This is a genomic window from Aquabacterium sp. T101 (assembly GCF_057219775.1).
In genome coordinates this window covers 115,211-129,692 of record NZ_JBXVVZ010000009.1, presented here as the reverse complement: position 1 = coordinate 129,692, position 14,482 = coordinate 115,211, and the positions used below count along the sequence as shown (strand labels likewise).

18 protein-coding genes are annotated in these 14,482 nt (G+C 71.6%); 7 read left to right on the top strand and 11 right to left on the bottom strand.

Annotated features, from left to right (window positions below; all coding sequences use genetic code 11):
• Positions 1-2: 2 nt before the first annotated feature.
• The 3 genes from AC2EAQ_RS18020 (at position 3) to AC2EAQ_RS18010 (ending at position 2,889) form a co-directional block, all read left to right on the top strand.
• On the top strand, positions 3-509 hold the full coding sequence (locus AC2EAQ_RS18020; RefSeq protein ID WP_484645816.1) for a TRAP transporter small permease: 507 nt from the start codon (positions 3-5) through the stop codon (positions 507-509).
• A complete protein-coding gene (locus AC2EAQ_RS18015; protein WP_484645815.1) occupies positions 506-1,798 on the top strand; it encodes a TRAP transporter large permease in 1,293 nt (430 codons plus the stop codon). Before AC2EAQ_RS18020 ends, AC2EAQ_RS18015 begins: the two co-directional genes overlap by 4 nt.
• Before the next feature lie 119 nt (positions 1,799-1,917).
• A complete protein-coding gene (locus AC2EAQ_RS18010; RefSeq protein ID WP_484645814.1) occupies positions 1,918-2,889 on the top strand; it encodes a tripartite tricarboxylate transporter substrate-binding protein in 972 nt (323 codons plus the stop codon).
• A 66-nt stretch (positions 2,890-2,955) separates the two neighbouring features.
• Here AC2EAQ_RS18010 and dtd read toward each other — a convergent pair whose 3' ends face one another.
• From dtd to AC2EAQ_RS17990, 4 genes are read right to left on the bottom strand one after another with little or no spacing between them, the layout of a single operon-like run.
• The gene (dtd, locus tag AC2EAQ_RS18005; protein WP_484645813.1) at positions 2,956-3,393 is read right to left on the bottom strand and encodes a D-aminoacyl-tRNA deacylase; all 438 of its coding nucleotides are present in this window, start codon (positions 3,391-3,393) and stop codon (positions 2,956-2,958) included.
• Complete coding sequence (locus AC2EAQ_RS18000) at positions 3,390-4,286, bottom strand: cation diffusion facilitator family transporter (protein WP_484645812.1); 897 nt, start codon at positions 4,284-4,286, stop codon at positions 3,390-3,392. Before AC2EAQ_RS18000 ends, dtd begins: the two co-directional genes overlap by 4 nt.
• A 29-nt stretch (positions 4,287-4,315) precedes the next feature.
• Entirely contained in the window at positions 4,316-4,870 is a 555-nt protein-coding gene (locus tag AC2EAQ_RS17995; protein ID WP_484645811.1) for a cytochrome b/b6 domain-containing protein, read from the bottom strand.
• Between the two features lie 2 nt (positions 4,871-4,872).
• Positions 4,873-5,148 (bottom strand): PepSY domain-containing protein, encoded by a 276-nt coding sequence (locus tag AC2EAQ_RS17990; RefSeq protein WP_484645810.1) that lies wholly within the window; start codon positions 5,146-5,148, stop codon positions 4,873-4,875.
• 144 nt (positions 5,149-5,292) lie between these two features.
• Here AC2EAQ_RS17990 and AC2EAQ_RS17985 point away from each other — a divergent pair, with 144 nt between their 5' ends.
• Both AC2EAQ_RS17985 and AC2EAQ_RS17980 read left to right on the top strand, forming a co-directional pair.
• On the top strand, positions 5,293-5,922 hold the full coding sequence (locus AC2EAQ_RS17985) for a response regulator transcription factor (RefSeq protein WP_484645809.1): 630 nt from the start codon (positions 5,293-5,295) through the stop codon (positions 5,920-5,922).
• Entirely contained in the window at positions 5,894-7,240 is a 1,347-nt protein-coding gene (locus AC2EAQ_RS17980; RefSeq protein ID WP_484645808.1) for a sensor histidine kinase, read from the top strand. Before AC2EAQ_RS17985 ends, AC2EAQ_RS17980 begins: the two co-directional genes overlap by 29 nt.
• On the opposite strand, the gene AC2EAQ_RS17975 is transcribed toward AC2EAQ_RS17980, so the two are convergent.
• A complete protein-coding gene (locus tag AC2EAQ_RS17975) occupies positions 7,237-7,887 on the bottom strand; it encodes a hypothetical protein (RefSeq protein ID WP_484645807.1) in 651 nt (216 codons plus the stop codon). The genes AC2EAQ_RS17980 and AC2EAQ_RS17975 overlap by 4 nt on opposite strands.
• 1 nt (position 7,888) lies before the next feature.
• Entirely contained in the window at positions 7,889-9,127 is a 1,239-nt protein-coding gene (gene tyrS / locus AC2EAQ_RS17970; RefSeq protein ID WP_484645806.1) for a tyrosine--tRNA ligase, read from the bottom strand.
• Positions 9,128-9,356: 229 nt separating this feature from the next.
• Here tyrS and AC2EAQ_RS17965 point away from each other — a divergent pair, with 229 nt between their 5' ends.
• Both AC2EAQ_RS17965 and AC2EAQ_RS17960 read left to right on the top strand, forming a co-directional pair.
• Entirely contained in the window at positions 9,357-10,682 is a 1,326-nt protein-coding gene (locus AC2EAQ_RS17965; protein WP_484645826.1) for a peptidoglycan DD-metalloendopeptidase family protein, read from the top strand.
• 4 nt (positions 10,683-10,686) lie between these two features.
• Positions 10,687-11,778, top strand: a complete 1,092-nt coding sequence (locus AC2EAQ_RS17960; protein ID WP_484645805.1) for an anhydro-N-acetylmuramic acid kinase — start codon at positions 10,687-10,689, stop codon at positions 11,776-11,778.
• A gap of 90 nt (positions 11,779-11,868) precedes the next feature.
• On the opposite strand, the gene erpA is transcribed toward AC2EAQ_RS17960, so the two are convergent.
• The 5 genes from erpA to rplM all read right to left on the bottom strand — a co-directional run bounded on the left by erpA (position 11,869) and on the right by rplM (position 14,288).
• Positions 11,869-12,243: an iron-sulfur cluster insertion protein ErpA gene (gene erpA, locus AC2EAQ_RS17955; RefSeq protein WP_484645804.1), complete on the bottom strand. Its 375-nt coding sequence runs from the start codon at positions 12,241-12,243 to the stop codon at positions 11,869-11,871.
• Positions 12,244-12,265: 22 nt separating this feature from the next.
• Positions 12,266-12,667 (bottom strand): bactofilin family protein, encoded by a 402-nt coding sequence (locus AC2EAQ_RS17950; RefSeq protein ID WP_484645803.1) that lies wholly within the window; start codon positions 12,665-12,667, stop codon positions 12,266-12,268.
• A 13-nt stretch (positions 12,668-12,680) separates the two neighbouring features.
• On the bottom strand, positions 12,681-13,391 hold the full coding sequence (locus tag AC2EAQ_RS17945; RefSeq protein WP_484645802.1) for a DUF6776 family protein: 711 nt from the start codon (positions 13,389-13,391) through the stop codon (positions 12,681-12,683).
• Positions 13,392-13,457: 66 nt separating this feature from the next.
• Positions 13,458-13,850, bottom strand: coding sequence for a 30S ribosomal protein S9 (rpsI, locus tag AC2EAQ_RS17940; RefSeq protein WP_484645801.1), 393 nt, complete (start codon positions 13,848-13,850; stop codon positions 13,458-13,460).
• 9 nt (positions 13,851-13,859) lie between these two features.
• Complete coding sequence (rplM, locus tag AC2EAQ_RS17935; RefSeq protein WP_484645800.1) at positions 13,860-14,288, bottom strand: 50S ribosomal protein L13; 429 nt, start codon at positions 14,286-14,288, stop codon at positions 13,860-13,862.
• Between the last annotated feature and the right edge of the window lie 194 nt (positions 14,289-14,482).

Sequence of the window (14,482 nt, the reverse complement as noted above, 5' to 3'; positions counted from 1 at the left end):
TCTTGGTCGCCGGCCTCAAGCGCCTTCTCGCCGTGCTCTGCGGCGGCCTGGCGGCCGCCGCGCTGTTCGCCATCATGCTGCTGACGCTGGTGGACGTGTCCGGCCGCAAGCTGCTGAACACGTCGGTCACCGGCTCGCTGGAGCTGACCGAGCTGCTGATGGTGGTGGTGATCTTCGCCGGGCTGCCGCTGGTGTCGCTGCGCGGCGAGCACGTGGTGTTCGACTCGCTCGACCCGCTGCTGCCGCGCCTGCTGCGCCGGGTGCAGGGCGTGCTGGTGGACCTGGCCGTGACGGCGCTGCTGGTCGGCATGGCCTGGCTGATGTGGACCAAGGCCGGCCAGATGGCCGAATACGGTGACACCACCTCGCAGCTCAAGCTGCCCCAGGCACCCTTCGTCTACCTGATGAGCGCGCTGCTCGCCGTCACCGGCGTGGTGCACCTGATGCTGTCGTTCGCGCCCACGTCGCACCACCACCCCGGCGTCGACGAGGAGCCCGGCACGCCATGATCGAGGCCCTGCTCGGCTTCGGCGCCGTCTTCGTGCTGGCGCTGCTGCGCATGCCGCTGGCCTTCGCGATGGGGCTGGTGGGCTTCGTCGGCCTGGGCCTGATGCGCGGCTGGCCCGCCACCGCCGCCAGCGCGGCCCAGGTGGTGTACGAGACCGGCTTCGCCTACACGCTGTCGGTGGTGCCGCTGTTCATCCTGATGGGCAACTTCGTCGCCCGCGCCGGGCTGGCGCAGGAGCTGTTCCGCGCCGCCTACGCCTTCATCGGCCACCTGCGCGGCGGGCTGGCCCACGCCACGGTGCTGGCCTGCGCCGGCTTCGGCGCGATCTGCGGCTCGTCGATCGCCACCGCGGCCACGATGAGCAAGGTGGCCTACCCGTCGATGAAGAAGCTCGGCTATGCCGACTACCTGTCCACCGGCGTCATCGCCGCCGGCGGCACGCTGGGCATCATGATCCCGCCGTCGACCATCATGGTCATCTACGGCATCGTCACCGAAACCAACATCGGCAAGCTGTTCGCGGCCGGCGTGATCCCCGGCCTGCTGTGCGCGGCCATGATGATGGGCGCGGTGGCCTGGATCACCTGGCGCGACCCGTCGGCCGGGCCGGCCGGCGAGCGCACGCCGTGGCGCGAGCGCCTGCGCGCGGTGCGCGACATCTGGGGCGTGGCGCTGCTGGTGGTGGTGGTGCTGGGCGGCATCTACGGCGGGGTGTTCACCGCCACCGAGGGCGCGGGCATCGGCGCGTCCGGCGCGTTCTTCTTTGCGCTGGCACGGCGCGCGCTCACCTGGCGCGTGCTGGTGGACGTGCTGGTGGAAAGCGCCCGCACGACGGCGATGCTGTTCACCATCCTGATCGCCGCGATGATGTTCTCCAGCTTCGTCAACTTCACGACGATGCCGGGCGACCTGAAGGACTGGCTGCTGCACCAGGGCTTCCCGCCGCTGGCCATCGTGGGCGCGATGATGCTGATCTACGTGCTGCTGGGCACCATCATGGAAGAGCTGTCGATGGTGCTGCTGACCATCCCGGTGTTCTTCCCGATCGTGACCCAGCTCGGCTTCGACCCGGTGTGGTTCGGCGTGCTGATCGTGCTGGTGGTGCAGATCGGGCTCATCTCGCCGCCGGTGGGCATGAACCTGTTCGTGCTCAACGCGCTGCTGCGCACGGTGCCGCTGGTGCAGATCTTCCGCGGCGTGTGGCTGTTCGTCGCCGCCCTGGTGGTGGCGCTGGTGGTGGTGCTGGAGTTCCAGCCGCTGGCGCTGTGGCTGCCGGGGTTCATGAAGTAGCCGCGGGCGCGCCGGGGCCTAAGTAGTTCCCGCCGCACGCGCCCGCCCCGGCCGCCCTAGCATTCCCGCACCGCGCGCCGTGGGCGCTGCGTGAACCGTCCTTCAAAGCAGGAGACTCCATGAAGCGCACCCTCATCGCCCTGTCCGCCGCACTCGCCGCGGGCGCCGCCCTGGCCGAGTACCCGGAAAAGCCCGTCACCATCGTCGTGCCGTTCGCGGCCGGCGGCCCCACCGACAAGGTGGCGCGCGACCTGGCCGAGGTGCTGCGCAAGGGCCTGAACAACCAGACCGTGATCATCGAGAACGTCGGCGGCGCCGGCGGCACGCTGGGTGCGGCCAAGGTGGCCAAGGCCGCGCCGGACGGCTACACGGTGCTGCTGCATCACATCGGCATGGCCACGTCGCCCGGCCTCTACCGCAACCTCAGCTACAAGACGCTCGACGACTTCGAGTACCTCGGCATGGTCAACGAGGTGCCGATGACGCTGATCGGCCGCCCCAACCTGCCGGCCAACAACTACGCCGAACTGGTGAAGTGGCTCGAGGCCAACAAGGGCAAGATCAACCTCGCCAATGCCGGCCTGGGCGCGGCGTCGCACCTGTGCGGCCTGCTGTTCCAGCAGAGCCTCAAGATCGACATGACCACCGTGCCGTACAAGGGCACCGCCCCGGCGATGACCGACCTGCTCGGCGGCCAGGTCGACATCATGTGCGACCAGACCACCAACACCACGCAGCAGATCGAGGGCGGCAAGGTCAAGGCCTACGCCGTGACGACGCTCAAGCCGCTGACCACGCCGGCGCTGTCCAAGCTGCCGACGCTGGACTCGGCCGGCCTGAAGGGCTTCAACGTCAGCATCTGGCACGGCATGTACGCGCCCAAGGGCACGCCCAAGGCCGTCACCGACAAGCTCAACGCCGCCCTGCGCAACGCGCTGAAGGACCCCGAGTTCATCAAGCGCCAGGAAGCGCTCGGCGCCGTGGTGGTGACCGACGCCCGCCTCGCCCCGGCCGAGCACAAGAAGTTCGTCGAGGCCGAGATCAACAAGTGGGGCCCGGCGATCAAGGCCGCCGGCCAGTACGCCGACTGAGCCTGCGCGCCGTCGATGCGAAGGCCGCCCTCGGGCGGCCTTTTGCATGCCCTTTGCGAGCGCGGGCTAGACGCGCAGCGGGATCGTCACCGGCCCGTCGTTGATCAGGTGCACCTGCATGTCGGCGCCGAACTCGCCGGCGCCCACCGGCAGCCCGGACGCCCGCGCCAGCGCCAGCACCTGCTCGTACAGCGCGCGCCCCTGCGCGGCCGGCGCCGCGCCGGTGAAGCTGGGCCGGTTGCCGCCGGAGGTGTCGGCGGCCAGCGTGAACTGCGACACCACGAGCAGGCCGCCGCCGATGTCCTGCACGCTGCGGTTCATGCGGCCGGCCTCGTCGGCAAAGATGCGCAGCTTGAGCAGCTTGGCCACGAGGCGGGCCGCAGCGGCCTCGTCGTCCTGCGGCTCGGCACACACGAACACGAGCAGGCCCGGACCGACACTGCCGGTGACCCGGCCCGCCACCTCGACGCGCGCTTCGCGCACGCGCTGCACCAGCGCGATCACAGCACGGTGTCCGACGGGTCGTCGAAGTGCGCCTCGACGTTCATCGGCAGCAGCTGGATCGTGGCGCGCAGGCCGGGCACCGCGGCCATCAGCGCCTGCTCGACCGACGTGCGCAGGGCCGCGGCCCGGCGCAGGGTCCAGCCCGGCGGCATGTGCATGTGCACGTCGACGAACAGGCGCTTGCCGGCGCGGCGCGTCACCACATGGTCGAAGCGCAGCGTGTTCGGGTGCGCGAAGCCTTCCAGCACCTCGTCGATCTGGCGCTGCACCTCGGGCTCGACCGCGCGGTCCATCAGGCCGTCGGCCGAGCGCCGGACCAGCGAGAAGCCCTCGCGCGCGACATTGCCGGCCACGGCGATCGCGATCACCGGGTCGAGCCAGAGCCAGCCGGTCAGCGCCACGCCGATCAGGCCGACCACCACGCCGGCCGAGGTCCAGACGTCGGTGAACAGATGGCGCGCGTCGGCCTCGAGCGCCATCGAGCGGTGCTCGCGGGCGGTGCGCAACATGCCCCAGGCCAGCACGCCGTTGATCACCGAGCTGAGGACCGACAGCGCCAGGCCCAGGCCGATCTGCTCCAGCGGCTGCGGCTCCAGCAGCCGGCTGACCGCGGCCCACATGATCGCCAGCGCGGCGGCGAAGATCAGCGCGCCTTCGAAGCCGCTCGAGAAGTACTCGGCCTTGTGATGGCCGAAGGGGTGGTCGTCGTCGGGCGGGCGCGCGGCGATGGTCACCATGGCCAGCGCGAACATCGCGCCGGCCAGGTTGACCAGGGACTCCATCGCGTCGGACAGCAGGCCCACCGAGCCGGTGAGCCACCACGCGCCGGTCTTCAGCCCGATGGTGACCAGCGCCGCGGCGATCGACAGCTTGAGGTAGGCGCTGACCTTCATGCACGCATTGTGGCCCCCCGCCGCGCGGCTCAGGCCACGTCGCCCGGTGCGGGGCCGCGCTTGCGCCCGGTCCACATCGCGCGGGCGAGGTTCTCGGCCTGGTGCCAGCTGGTCAGCACCACGCCGGCCACGTGCAGCGCCACCAGGCCCAGCAGGCCCGAGGCCAGCACCTCGTGCACCTCCTCGACCGACTCGCTGCCGAAGAAGGCGTCGGTGGTCATCAGCCAGCCGGTCGTGCCCACCGCCAGCAGGGCCAGCAGCAGCGCCACGATCATCCAGCCGCCCAGCGGGTTGTGGCCGATGTAGCGCGGCGCGCGGCCGCGCAGCACGGCCTGCGCATAGCCGATCACGGCGCGCGGCCCGTGCAGGAAGCCCGCGAAGCGCGCCGTGCGCGGCCCGACCAGGCCCCACAGCAGGCGCAGCCCGACCACGCCGAGCACGAACCAGCCGATCGGCTCGTGCCAGCGGCGGCCGACCTCGGACGTGACCCAGGCCGCGGCCACCGAGGCCACGAGCGACCAGTGCAGGACCCGCACCAGCGGGTCCCACACGCGCACGGTGGCGGCTTCGTCGTGCGCGGCCATGCTCAGGACGCCTTCGCCGGTTCGAGGGTCTTCGGGTGGAAGTACGACTCGGCCTTGCGGCCGTCGGCGTCGGTGCCGTAGACCTCGTAGCACTGCTCGTCGACCTTGATGCGGCGCACCTTCCAGCCGGCGCCGACCAGCTTCTTCTCCAGCGCCTCCTTGGTCTGCCAGTCGGCCTTGGGACCGGCATCGCGGATCGGGCACTGGCCGGTGGCGAAGGCGGGGGAAGCGATCGCGGCGCCCAGGGCGGCGACGATCAGGGTGTGCTTGAGGGACATCAGGAACTCCTTGGGGAGGGGGTTGGACACGTCGACGACTTTGCGGCGGCGGCCTGAACCCCGGATGAACGGAAACCGGCGCCCGTTCAGCCTGGGTTCATCTGGATCAAGCCTGATCGGGGGTCGATCCCTCAGCATGTGCCCATGAACGTCCTGCTCCTCGAAGACGACATCGACCTCGGCCAGGCCGTGGCCGAGCACCTGGAGGCGCGCGGCCATGCGGTGCACTGGTGCAAGCGCGTGGCGCAGGCGCGCTCGGCTCCGGCGCCCGACATGGCGCTGCTGGACCTGAACCTGCCCGACGGCGACGCGCTGTGGCTGCTGCGCGGCTGGCGCGCGGACGGCGACCGGCGCCCGGTGATCGTGCTGACGGCGCGCGACCAGGTCAGCGACCGCGTGCGGGGCCTGCAGGCCGGCGCGGACGACTACCTGGTCAAGCCCTTCGACCTGGACGAACTGGCCGCGCGCGTCGACGCGCTGCGGCGCCGCGTCGACCCGGCGGCCCGCACGGCGGCCGGCGGCGTGGAGATCGACTTCGCCGGGCGTCTGGCGCGCCGCGACGGGCAGCCGGTCGACCTGACCGCCACCGAATGGGCAGTGCTCGACGGCCTGGCACGACGCCAGGGGCACATCTGCCCGCGCGAGCAGCTCGGCACGGCCCTGCCCGGCGACCACAGCAACTCCCTCGAAGTGATCGTCAGCCGGCTGCGCAGGAAGCTCGGCGCGCAGGCGATCAGCACGCACCGTGGCCTCGGCTACCGTCTCGAACGCTGAGCGGCCGGCCGCGCCGTGGAGCCTGGAGTCCAGGCTGCGCGGCCGGCTGTGGGTCGTGCTGGCGCTGCTGTGGCTGGCGGGGGCGGCGATCGCGTGGCTGGGGGTGCGCCACGAGACCGCCGAGGTGCTCGACAGCGCACTGGAAGAGACGGCCCAGCGCCTGCTCGTGCTGCCCGAGGCCGCCCTCGGCGGTGACGACGGCGAGGCCCTCGCCGCCGAGGTCGGCTCGCACGAGGAGCATGTGATCTACCAGGTGTTCGACGGCCGGGGCCGGCTGCGGCTGCGCTCGCACAGCGCGCCGGAGACGCCGCTGCTGCCGGCGGGCATCGAGGGCCTGCGCGAGCAGCCGCCCTGGCACGTGATCGCGCTGACCCGCGACGACGGCCGCCGCCGCGTGCTGGTGGCCGAGGCGTCGGCGCACCGGCGGCGCCTGCTCGCGACCGGGGGCGTGTGGATGGTGCTGCCGCTGCTGGCCCTGCTGCCGCTGTCGGGTGCCGCGCTGCACTGGGGGCTGCGCTCCGGGCTTCGCAGCGTGGAGCGGGCCGGCACCACGATGCGCGCGCGCGACGCGGCCGACCTGAGCCCGCTGCCGCTGGACCGCACGCCCGTCGAGCTGCGGCCGCTGCTCGAAGGCTTCAATGCGCTGCTGGCGCGCCTGCGCGACCTGATCGACGCCGAGCGGCTGTTCGCGGCGCGCAGCGCGCACGAACTGCGCACGCCGCTGGCCGCAGCCCGGGCCCAGGCGCAGCGCCTGATGGCGTCCACCCACGACGCCGCGGTGCAGACCCAGGGCGAGCGCCTGCTGGCCCAGCTCGACCGGCTGACCCGGCTGTCGTCGCGCCTGCTGCAGATCGCGCGCCTGGAAAGCGGCATCGCGCTGCAGCGCGAGCCGGTGGACCTGACGCTGCTGGCGCGCCTGGTGGCCGACGAGTTCCGCGGCTCGCCCGACGCGGCGCGCCTGCGGCTGGACCTGCCCGGCCAACCGGTCGTCGTCGACGGCGACATCGACGCGCTGTCGATCGCCGTGCGCAACCTGCTGGACAACGCCCTCAAGCACGCGCAGGGCGCGCCGGTGGTGCTGCGCGTGACGGACGCTGCCATCGCGGTGGAAGACACCGGCCCGGGCATCGACGCCGCGTCGCTCGGCCGGCTGCGGCGCCCGTTCGAGCGTGGCGACGTCGACACCGACGGCGCCGGCCTGGGCCTGGCCATGGTGGAGTCGGTGGCGCGCCAGTCCGGCGCCCGCCTCGAACTGCGTTCGCCGCTGGCGGACGGGCGCGGCCTGCGCGCGACGCTGGCGTTCGGCCCGCCGGCCTAGCCGCGCGACCGCTGGGCGCGATGCTGCGCGAGGCCCAGCAGCACGAGCAGGCTCAGGCCCAGCTCCAGGCACTCCTCCAGCGCCGAGCGCAGGGCCACCCAGTACAGGGGCACGTGCACGCCGAAGTCGAAGCTCAGGATCGACACCATGCGGTCCAGCGTCTTGGCCAGCACCAGGGTGACGAAGAAGGCCACCACGGTGGTGGCCACCGGGCGACCGGCGCGCCAGCCGCGCCAGGTGGGCACGGCGTGGCGCCACACCAGCCACGCCGACGAAGCCGCCACCGGCAGCAGCACCGCAAGGGCGGCCAGCTTGGTCGTCCAGGCCGCGGGCCCGGCGTACCAGCTCAGGCGCAGCACGCTGGTGCCGGTGAAGGCCTTGTGCCAGTCGAGCTCGCGCAGGGCGAAGGCCACCATCATGACCACCAGGGCCAGCGTGGTGCGCCGGTCGGTGTCGCCCGCCCGCGCGACGGCCGCGAACAGCGCACACAGCAGGTAGCTGACGGTGGTGACGCGCTCCACCGGGCCGGTCTCGCCCATCAGGGTCTCGACTTCCTGCGGGGCGCCGAGGGCCCAGACCAGGGTGCCCATCGCCAGGCAGCCGGCCGTCACGGCCCAGGCCGCCCGCGGGTGCAGCAGCGCGCTCACCTCAGGCCAGCGTCACGCGCGCGAACTTGCGCTTGCCGACCTGCACCACGACGGTCCCGGCGCCCACCTTCAGGCCCTTGTCGCTGACGACGGCGCCGTCCAGGCGCACGCCGCCCTGCTCGATCATGCGCATCGCCTCGCTGGTGGAAGGCACCAGGCCGGCCTGCTTGAGCAGCGCGCCGATGGCCAGCGGCGCGCCCTCGAACGACAGCTCGGGGATCTCGTCGGGCACGCCGCCGCGCGAGCGGTTGACGAAGTCCTGCTCGGCCGCGTCGGCCGCCGCGGCGCCGTGGAAGCGCGAGGTGATCTCCTTGGCCAGCAGCACCTTGGCGTCCTTGGGGTTGCGCCCGCCCTGCACCTCGGCGCGCAGGCGCTCGATCTCGGCCGCCGGGCGCCACGACAGCAGCGTGAAGTAGCGCCACATCAGCTCGTCGCTGATCGACAGCAGCTTGGCGAACATCGTGTTCGCCGGCTCGGTGATGCCGATGTAGTTGTTCTTCGACTTCGACATCTTCTCGACGCCGTCCGTGCCTTCGAGCAGCGGCATCGTCAGGATGCACTGCGGCTCCTGGCCGGCTTCCATCTGCAGGTGGCGGCCCATCAGCAGGTTGAACTTCTGGTCGGTGCCGCCGAGTTCGAGGTCGCTCTTCAGCGCCACCGAGTCGTAGCCCTGCATCAGCGGGTAGAGGAACTCGTGCACCGAGATCGGGGTGCCCGCGGCGAAGCGCTTGGAGAAATCGTCGCGCTCCATCATGCGCGCCACGGTGTAGCGGGCGGCGAGCTGGATCATGCCGCGCGCGCCCAGCGGGTCGCTCCACTCGCTGTTGTAGCGGACCTCGGCGCGGCCGATGTCCAGCACCAGGCCGATCTGCTCGAAGTAGGTCTTCGCGTTGGCCTCGATCTGCTCGCGCGTGAGCGGCGGGCGGGTCGAGTTGCGGCCGGACGGATCGCCGATCATCGACGTGAAGTCGCCGATCAGCGGGATGACGGTGTGCCCCAGGTCCTGTAGCTGGCGCATCTTGTTGAACACCACGGTGTGCCCGAGGTGCAGGTCCGGCGCCGTGGGGTCGAGGCCGAACTTGATGCGCAGCGGCACGCCGGTGGCGGCCGAGCGGGCCAGCTTGGCCTGCCATTCGGCCTGCGGCAGCAGCTCCTCGCAGCCCCGCAGGCTCACCGCCAGGGCCTCCCGCACGGCGTCGGTGATCGGATGGGCGGCAGGGGCTGTCACGTTTGCTGACATGGTGCTTCGCGGTCGGCGGGGGTAAGTCACGGGCTGCGCCCCGGGCGCAGCCGATAAAATGGCGGGGCGGTTGTCTTGCGGCCGCGTCTGGAAAAACCGAACCGGGCAGCGAAGGCGCCGATCTTAAAGGTGCCCGCCCGGCCCCCCAGCCGGCCTTCGGGCCCGTCATCCGAGAACACTGTTGTTGGGAACCCTGGCGCAATTCGCCGCTGACCTGCAGTCGCTGCTGATGCGGCATCACCGCGCCGCGGTCGGCGCCGTGGTGGCCGTGCTGGCGGGCTTCGGCGTGGCCGCGTTCGCCGTGGCCCCGCTGGCCCCGGACGCCGCCGCCCTGCCCCAGCGCCTGCTGGTCGAAGCCGTGGAGGCCGAACCGGTGGCGCCGCAGCTCGAAGCCCTGGCCGGGCATCTGGTCGAGCTCCACCGCACCGAGGTCACCCGGCCCGGCGACTCGGCCGAGACCGTGCTGCGTCGCCTGGGCGTGGCCGACAGCTACGCCGCGGCGTTCCTGCGCAGCGACCCCGCGGCACGCCGCATCGTCGACGGCCGTGCCGGCCGCATCGTGCAGGCGCGGGTGCGCGAGGACGGCAGCCTGCTCGAGCTGATCGGCCGCCTGCCGGCCACCGTGCCGGAACAGATCGGCACCCACTTCACCCGCGTCACCGTGGCGCGCGACGCGCAGGGGCGCCTGGCCTCGCGCGAAGACACGGCGGCGCTGGGCTCGCAGGTCCGGCTGGCCAGCGGCACCATCCGCAGCTCGCTGTTCGCCGCCAGCGACGAGGCCCGCATCCCCGACGCGGTGGCGATCCAGATCGCCGAGATCTTCGCCGCCGACATCGACATGCACCGCGAGCTGCGTCGCGGCGACACGTTCTCGGTCGTCTACGAGGGCCTGACGGCCGACGGCGAACCGATCGGCTGGAACCAGGGCACCGGCCGCGTGCTGGCTGCCGAGTTCGTCAATGCCGGCCGCACGCACCAGGCCGTGTGGTACCGCGGTGCCGACGGGCGCGGCGCCTACTTCGACCTGGCCGGCCAGAGCAAGCGGCGCGCGTTCCTCGTCAGCCCGATGGAGTTCTCGCGCGTCACCTCCGGCTTCGCGATGCGCTTCCACCCGATCGCGCAGACCTGGCGCCGCCACCTCGGCGTGGACTACGCCGCGCCGACGGGCACCCCGGTGCGTACCGTGGGCGACGGCCTGGTCGAGTTCGCCGGCTGGCAGAACGGCTACGGCAACGTGATCACCGTGCGCCACACCAACGACCGCACCACGCTCTACGCCCACCTGTCGCGCATCGACGTGCGCAAGGGCCAGCGCGTCGAGCAGGGGCAGCGCATCGGCGCCGTGGGGTCGACCGGCTGGTCCACCGGCCCGCACCTGCACTTCGAGTTCCGCGTCAACGGCGTGCACCAGGACCCGCTCAAGGTGGCCAAGGCCAGCGAGACGATGCCGCTGCCGGCGTCGGCCCGCGACGAGTTCCAGGCCCTGGCGCGGTCGATGCAGGTCACGCTCGATGTCGCCGAGACCCTGGCCGGCGCCAGCGGCCGCACCGAATAGCCCCGTGAACCTGTACATCGGCCTCATGTCGGGCACCTCGCTCGACGGGGTCGACGGCGTGCTGATCGATCTCGAGCCCGGCCGGGCGCCGCGCCTTCGCGGTCATCGCCACGAACCCTTCGTCGCCGCGCTGCGCGACGAGCTGATGGCGCTGAACACCCCGGGCGACGACGAACTGGATCGCGCCGCGCGTGCGGCCGGCGGCGTGGCGATGGCCTATTCCTCCGTCGTCAGCGCGCTGCTGTTCGACTGCGGCGTCAGCGCGTCCGAGGTGCGGGCCATCGGTGCCCACGGCCAGACGGTGCGGCATCACCCGGAGGCCGGCTACACGGTGCAGCTGCTCGACGGCGCGCTGCTGGCCGAGCTGACGCGCATCGACGTCGTGTGCGACCTGCGCTCGCGCGACGTGGCCGCCGGCGGCCAGGGGGCGCCCCTGGCGCCAGGCTTCCATGCGGCGGTGTTCGCCGGCGCCGGCGAGGCCCGGGCGGTGCTCAACCTGGGCGGCATCGGCAACCTCACGCTGCTCGTGCCCGGGCAGGCCGTGCTGGGCTTCGACACCGGGCCCGCCAACGCGCTGCTCGACGCCTGGTGCGAGCGCCACCGGGGCGCGCCGTTCGACGCGGACGGCGCCTGGGCCGCGGGCGGCCGACCGATCGGGCCGCTGCTCGACGCGCTGCTGCAGGAGCCGTTCTTCGCGCAGGCACCGCCCAAGAGCACCGGCCGGGACCTGTTCCACCTCGACTGGCTGGCGCCCCACCTCGACGCATCGTGGGCGGCGGTGGATGTCCAGGCCACCCTGGCGGCGCTGACGGTGGAGTCGGTGGCGCGCAGCCTGAAGCAGCACGGCCCCGGCATCGCGCGCCTGTTCGTCTGCGGCGGTGGCGCCCGCAATGGGCACCTCATGCGTGCCCTCGCCGCCCGGCTGTCGGGCGTGACCGTGGCCACCACCGCCGAGCTCGGCGTGCCGGTGGACCAGGTCGAGGCCGCGGCGTTCGCCTGGCTCGCCCAGCGCTTCGTGACGCGCCAGCCCGGCAACCTGCCCGAGGTGACCGGCGCCCGCGGCCCGCGGGTGCTGGGGGCGCTGCACCCGGCCTGACGCGCGGGCATCGCGGCGCGGCGACCCGCGCGGGGCCAGGAAAGCAGAAGGCCGCCCGAAGGCGGCCTCGTCGCGGCGCCGGGCGGCGCGTCAGACCGAGAAGCTCGATCCGCAGCCGCAGGTGGTGGTGGCGTTGGGGTTCTTGATCACGAACTGCGCACCCTGCAGGTCTTCCTTGTAGTCGATCTCGGCGCCCATCAGGTACTGCAGGCTCATGGCGTCGATCAGCAGCGTGACGCCGTTCTTGGCCATCTGGGTGTCGTCCTCGTTGACGACCTCGTCGAAGGTGAAGCCGTACTGGAAGCCGGAGCAGCCGCCGCCCTGCACGAACACGCGCAGCTTCAGGTCGGGGTTGCCTTCCTCCTCGACGAGTTCCTTGACCTTGCCCGCGGCGCTGTCGGTGAACACCAGCGGAGGCGGCAGTTCGTCGGTGGCGTGGCCCAGCGGTGCGGCGATGGCATTCATGATGGGGTTCCTGCGTTGGTTCTCAGAGGCGGCTCGTGGCCGCCAGCTTCAGGGCCGGGCGCTCCTCGCTCGGCTTGATGGTGCGCACCTCGCCGTCGATCCCGGCTCCCTGGTGCATCTCGATCGTGCCGTAGCGTACGTCACCCTGGATCCGGGCCTTGGGCTGCAACTCCAGCAGCTCGTCGCATTCCACGGGGCCGATGACGCTGCCATTGATGATCACATGGCCGCCCTTCACCTTGCCGACGACACGGGCTTTCTCGCTGATGACCAGCAGATTGCGCCCCTCGCCCACCGCGATCACGTCGCCGTGGACCTCGCCGTCGATGCGCAGGCCTTCCTCGTAGCGCACTTCGCCGTGGACGACCGTGCCTTCACCGATCAGGCTGCGGATCGGAGGCTGCTTCTTGCTGAGTGACCACATCGGCGGCCTCCTTTCACAACTTGACGGTCTGGGTGGCGCGGACGCCACCGGACCCGTCCAGGACCCGGACCTGAACGGTTTTTACCACGGCAGGCTGGGGGTGGTCGACCGTACCTTCCACCCGTGCGTACTGCTTCACCGAGATGGCGCGGCCCGCGGCGTCGGGGGTCCAGGTCCACGGCTTGCCCTCGAGCGTGCCCGACAGCTGCAGCTCGTAGCGGCCCTTGAACTCGGCCGGCGACTTGCCGCTTTGCATCAGCAGGATCTGGTAGCGCAACTGTCCCGGCTGCAGCGCCTCGGCCTGCAGCGACCGGACGGCCAGCCCGGTACTGCCGGACGCCGGCAGCAGGCGCTCGAAGAACCCCAGGTCGGCCTTGAGCGACAGCACCTCGGCCTCGGCCTGCCGCAGCTGCTGGTTGAGCCGGTCCTGCGTGGCGCGCTCGGCCTTGAGCAGGCTGTCCGCCGTGTTGGCGATCGACTGGGCCCGCTCGCGCTCCTCGCGCAGGGTCTTGACCTCGGCGCGCAGCTGGGCGAGTTCCTCCTTGGCGCCCCGCTCCAGGCCGGCGATCTCCTTGCCGAACTCGAACGCCCACAGCGACAGCGCCGCCGAGAAGCCGAAGGCGACCGCCAGCACGACCCAGCGCAACGGCCACGGCAGGTGGCTGCGCACGATCATGCGCGGGGCGCTGATCGAGAGTCGGCGGCGGAAGAGTTTCCAGCGCATCGGTGCCTTGAAACGAGCGAGGCCGCAATCTTGCGGCCTCGGGTCGGTCTTGCGTGTAGCGAAAGGTCAGCGCTTGCTGAACTGCTTGCGGCGGCGGGCGCCGTGCAGGCCGACCTTCTTGCGCTCCACCTCGCGGGCGTCGCGGGTCACGAAACCGGCCTGCGACAGGCTCGGCTTGAGCGCTGCGTCATAGTCGATCAGGGCGCGGGTGATGCCATGACGCACCGCACCGGCCTGGCCGGACTCGCCGCCACCGTGGACGTTGACCTTGATGTCGAACGCGGCGTCGTTGTTGGTCAGCAGCAGGGGCTGCTTGACGACCATGATGGACGTCTGGCGGCCGAAGTACTGCTCGACGGGCTTGCCGTTGACCAGGATCTGGCCGGTGCCCTTCTTGATGAACACGCGCGCCACCGACGACTTGCGGCGGCCCGTGCCGTAGTTCCAATTGCCGATCATCGTCGCTCCTTAGATCGCCAGCGGCTTGGGCTGCTGGGCCGTGTGGGGGTGCGACGCGCCGGCGTACACCTTCAGCTTCTTCACCATCGCGTAGCCGAGCGGGCCCTTGGGCAGCATGCCCTTGACCGCCTTCTCGAGGGCGCGGCCGGGGTGCCTGGCCTGCATGTCCTTGAACTTGGTGCCGTAGATGCCGCCCGGGAAGCCCGAGTGACGGTAGTACACCTTGTCTTCGGCCTTGTTGCCGGTGACGCGGATCTTGTCGGCGTTGACGACGACGATGAAATCGCCGGTGTCGACGTGAGGCGTGTAAATGGCCTTGTGCTTGCCGCGCAAACGGAGTGCCACTTCGCTGGCGACACGTCCGAGCACCTTATCGGTGGCGTCAATCACAAACCATTCATGCTTCACTTCGGCCGGCTTGGCGCTGAAGGTCTTCATGAGGGTCTTTCGACGATGGTTGTCAGGCGGCTGAGGGCCCCTCACAGTGAAGGGCCCGGCCCGGGGCGCCGCTTGTCAGGACTGCGGCCTCCCGAACCTCGTTTCCCGCCGCCGGCAGGAAAGCCGAAGATTGTAGCCCATACCGGCCCGGCGTCGATCCCATGCCCTGGCCGCCGGAGGGAGCCCTCCTTCGG

What these genes read in the sequence shown, in the direction of transcription:
- AC2EAQ_RS18000 (WP_484645812.1), bottom strand. Translation starts at nt 4,286, where the DNA reads ATGAAGGTCAGCGCCTACCTCAAGCTGTCGATCGCCGCGGCGCTGGTC.
- rpsI (WP_484645801.1), bottom strand. Translation starts at nt 13,850, where the DNA reads ATGATCGGCAATTGGAACTACGGCACGGGCCGCCGCAAGTCGTCGGTG.
- AC2EAQ_RS17995 (WP_484645811.1), bottom strand. Translation starts at nt 4,870, where the DNA reads ATGGCCGCGCACGACGAAGCCGCCACCGTGCGCGTGTGGGACCCGCTG.
- AC2EAQ_RS17985 (WP_484645809.1), top strand. Translation starts at nt 5,293, where the DNA reads ATGAACGTCCTGCTCCTCGAAGACGACATCGACCTCGGCCAGGCCGTG.
- AC2EAQ_RS17990 (WP_484645810.1), bottom strand. Translation starts at nt 5,148, where the DNA reads ATGTCCCTCAAGCACACCCTGATCGTCGCCGCCCTGGGCGCCGCGATC.
- AC2EAQ_RS18010 (WP_484645814.1), top strand. Translation starts at nt 1,918, where the DNA reads ATGAAGCGCACCCTCATCGCCCTGTCCGCCGCACTCGCCGCGGGCGCC.
- erpA (WP_484645804.1), bottom strand. Translation starts at nt 12,243, where the DNA reads ATGAATGCCATCGCCGCACCGCTGGGCCACGCCACCGACGAACTGCCG.
- AC2EAQ_RS18015 (WP_484645815.1), top strand. Translation starts at nt 506, where the DNA reads ATGATCGAGGCCCTGCTCGGCTTCGGCGCCGTCTTCGTGCTGGCGCTG.
- AC2EAQ_RS17945 (WP_484645802.1), bottom strand. Translation starts at nt 13,391, where the DNA reads ATGCGCTGGAAACTCTTCCGCCGCCGACTCTCGATCAGCGCCCCGCGC.
- rplM (WP_484645800.1), bottom strand. Translation starts at nt 14,288, where the DNA reads ATGAAGACCTTCAGCGCCAAGCCGGCCGAAGTGAAGCATGAATGGTTT.
- AC2EAQ_RS17950 (WP_484645803.1), bottom strand. Translation starts at nt 12,667, where the DNA reads ATGTGGTCACTCAGCAAGAAGCAGCCTCCGATCCGCAGCCTGATCGGT.
- AC2EAQ_RS17965 (WP_484645826.1), top strand. Translation starts at nt 9,357, where the DNA reads ATGCGGCATCACCGCGCCGCGGTCGGCGCCGTGGTGGCCGTGCTGGCG.
- tyrS (WP_484645806.1), bottom strand. Translation starts at nt 9,127, where the DNA reads ATGTCAGCAAACGTGACAGCCCCTGCCGCCCATCCGATCACCGACGCC.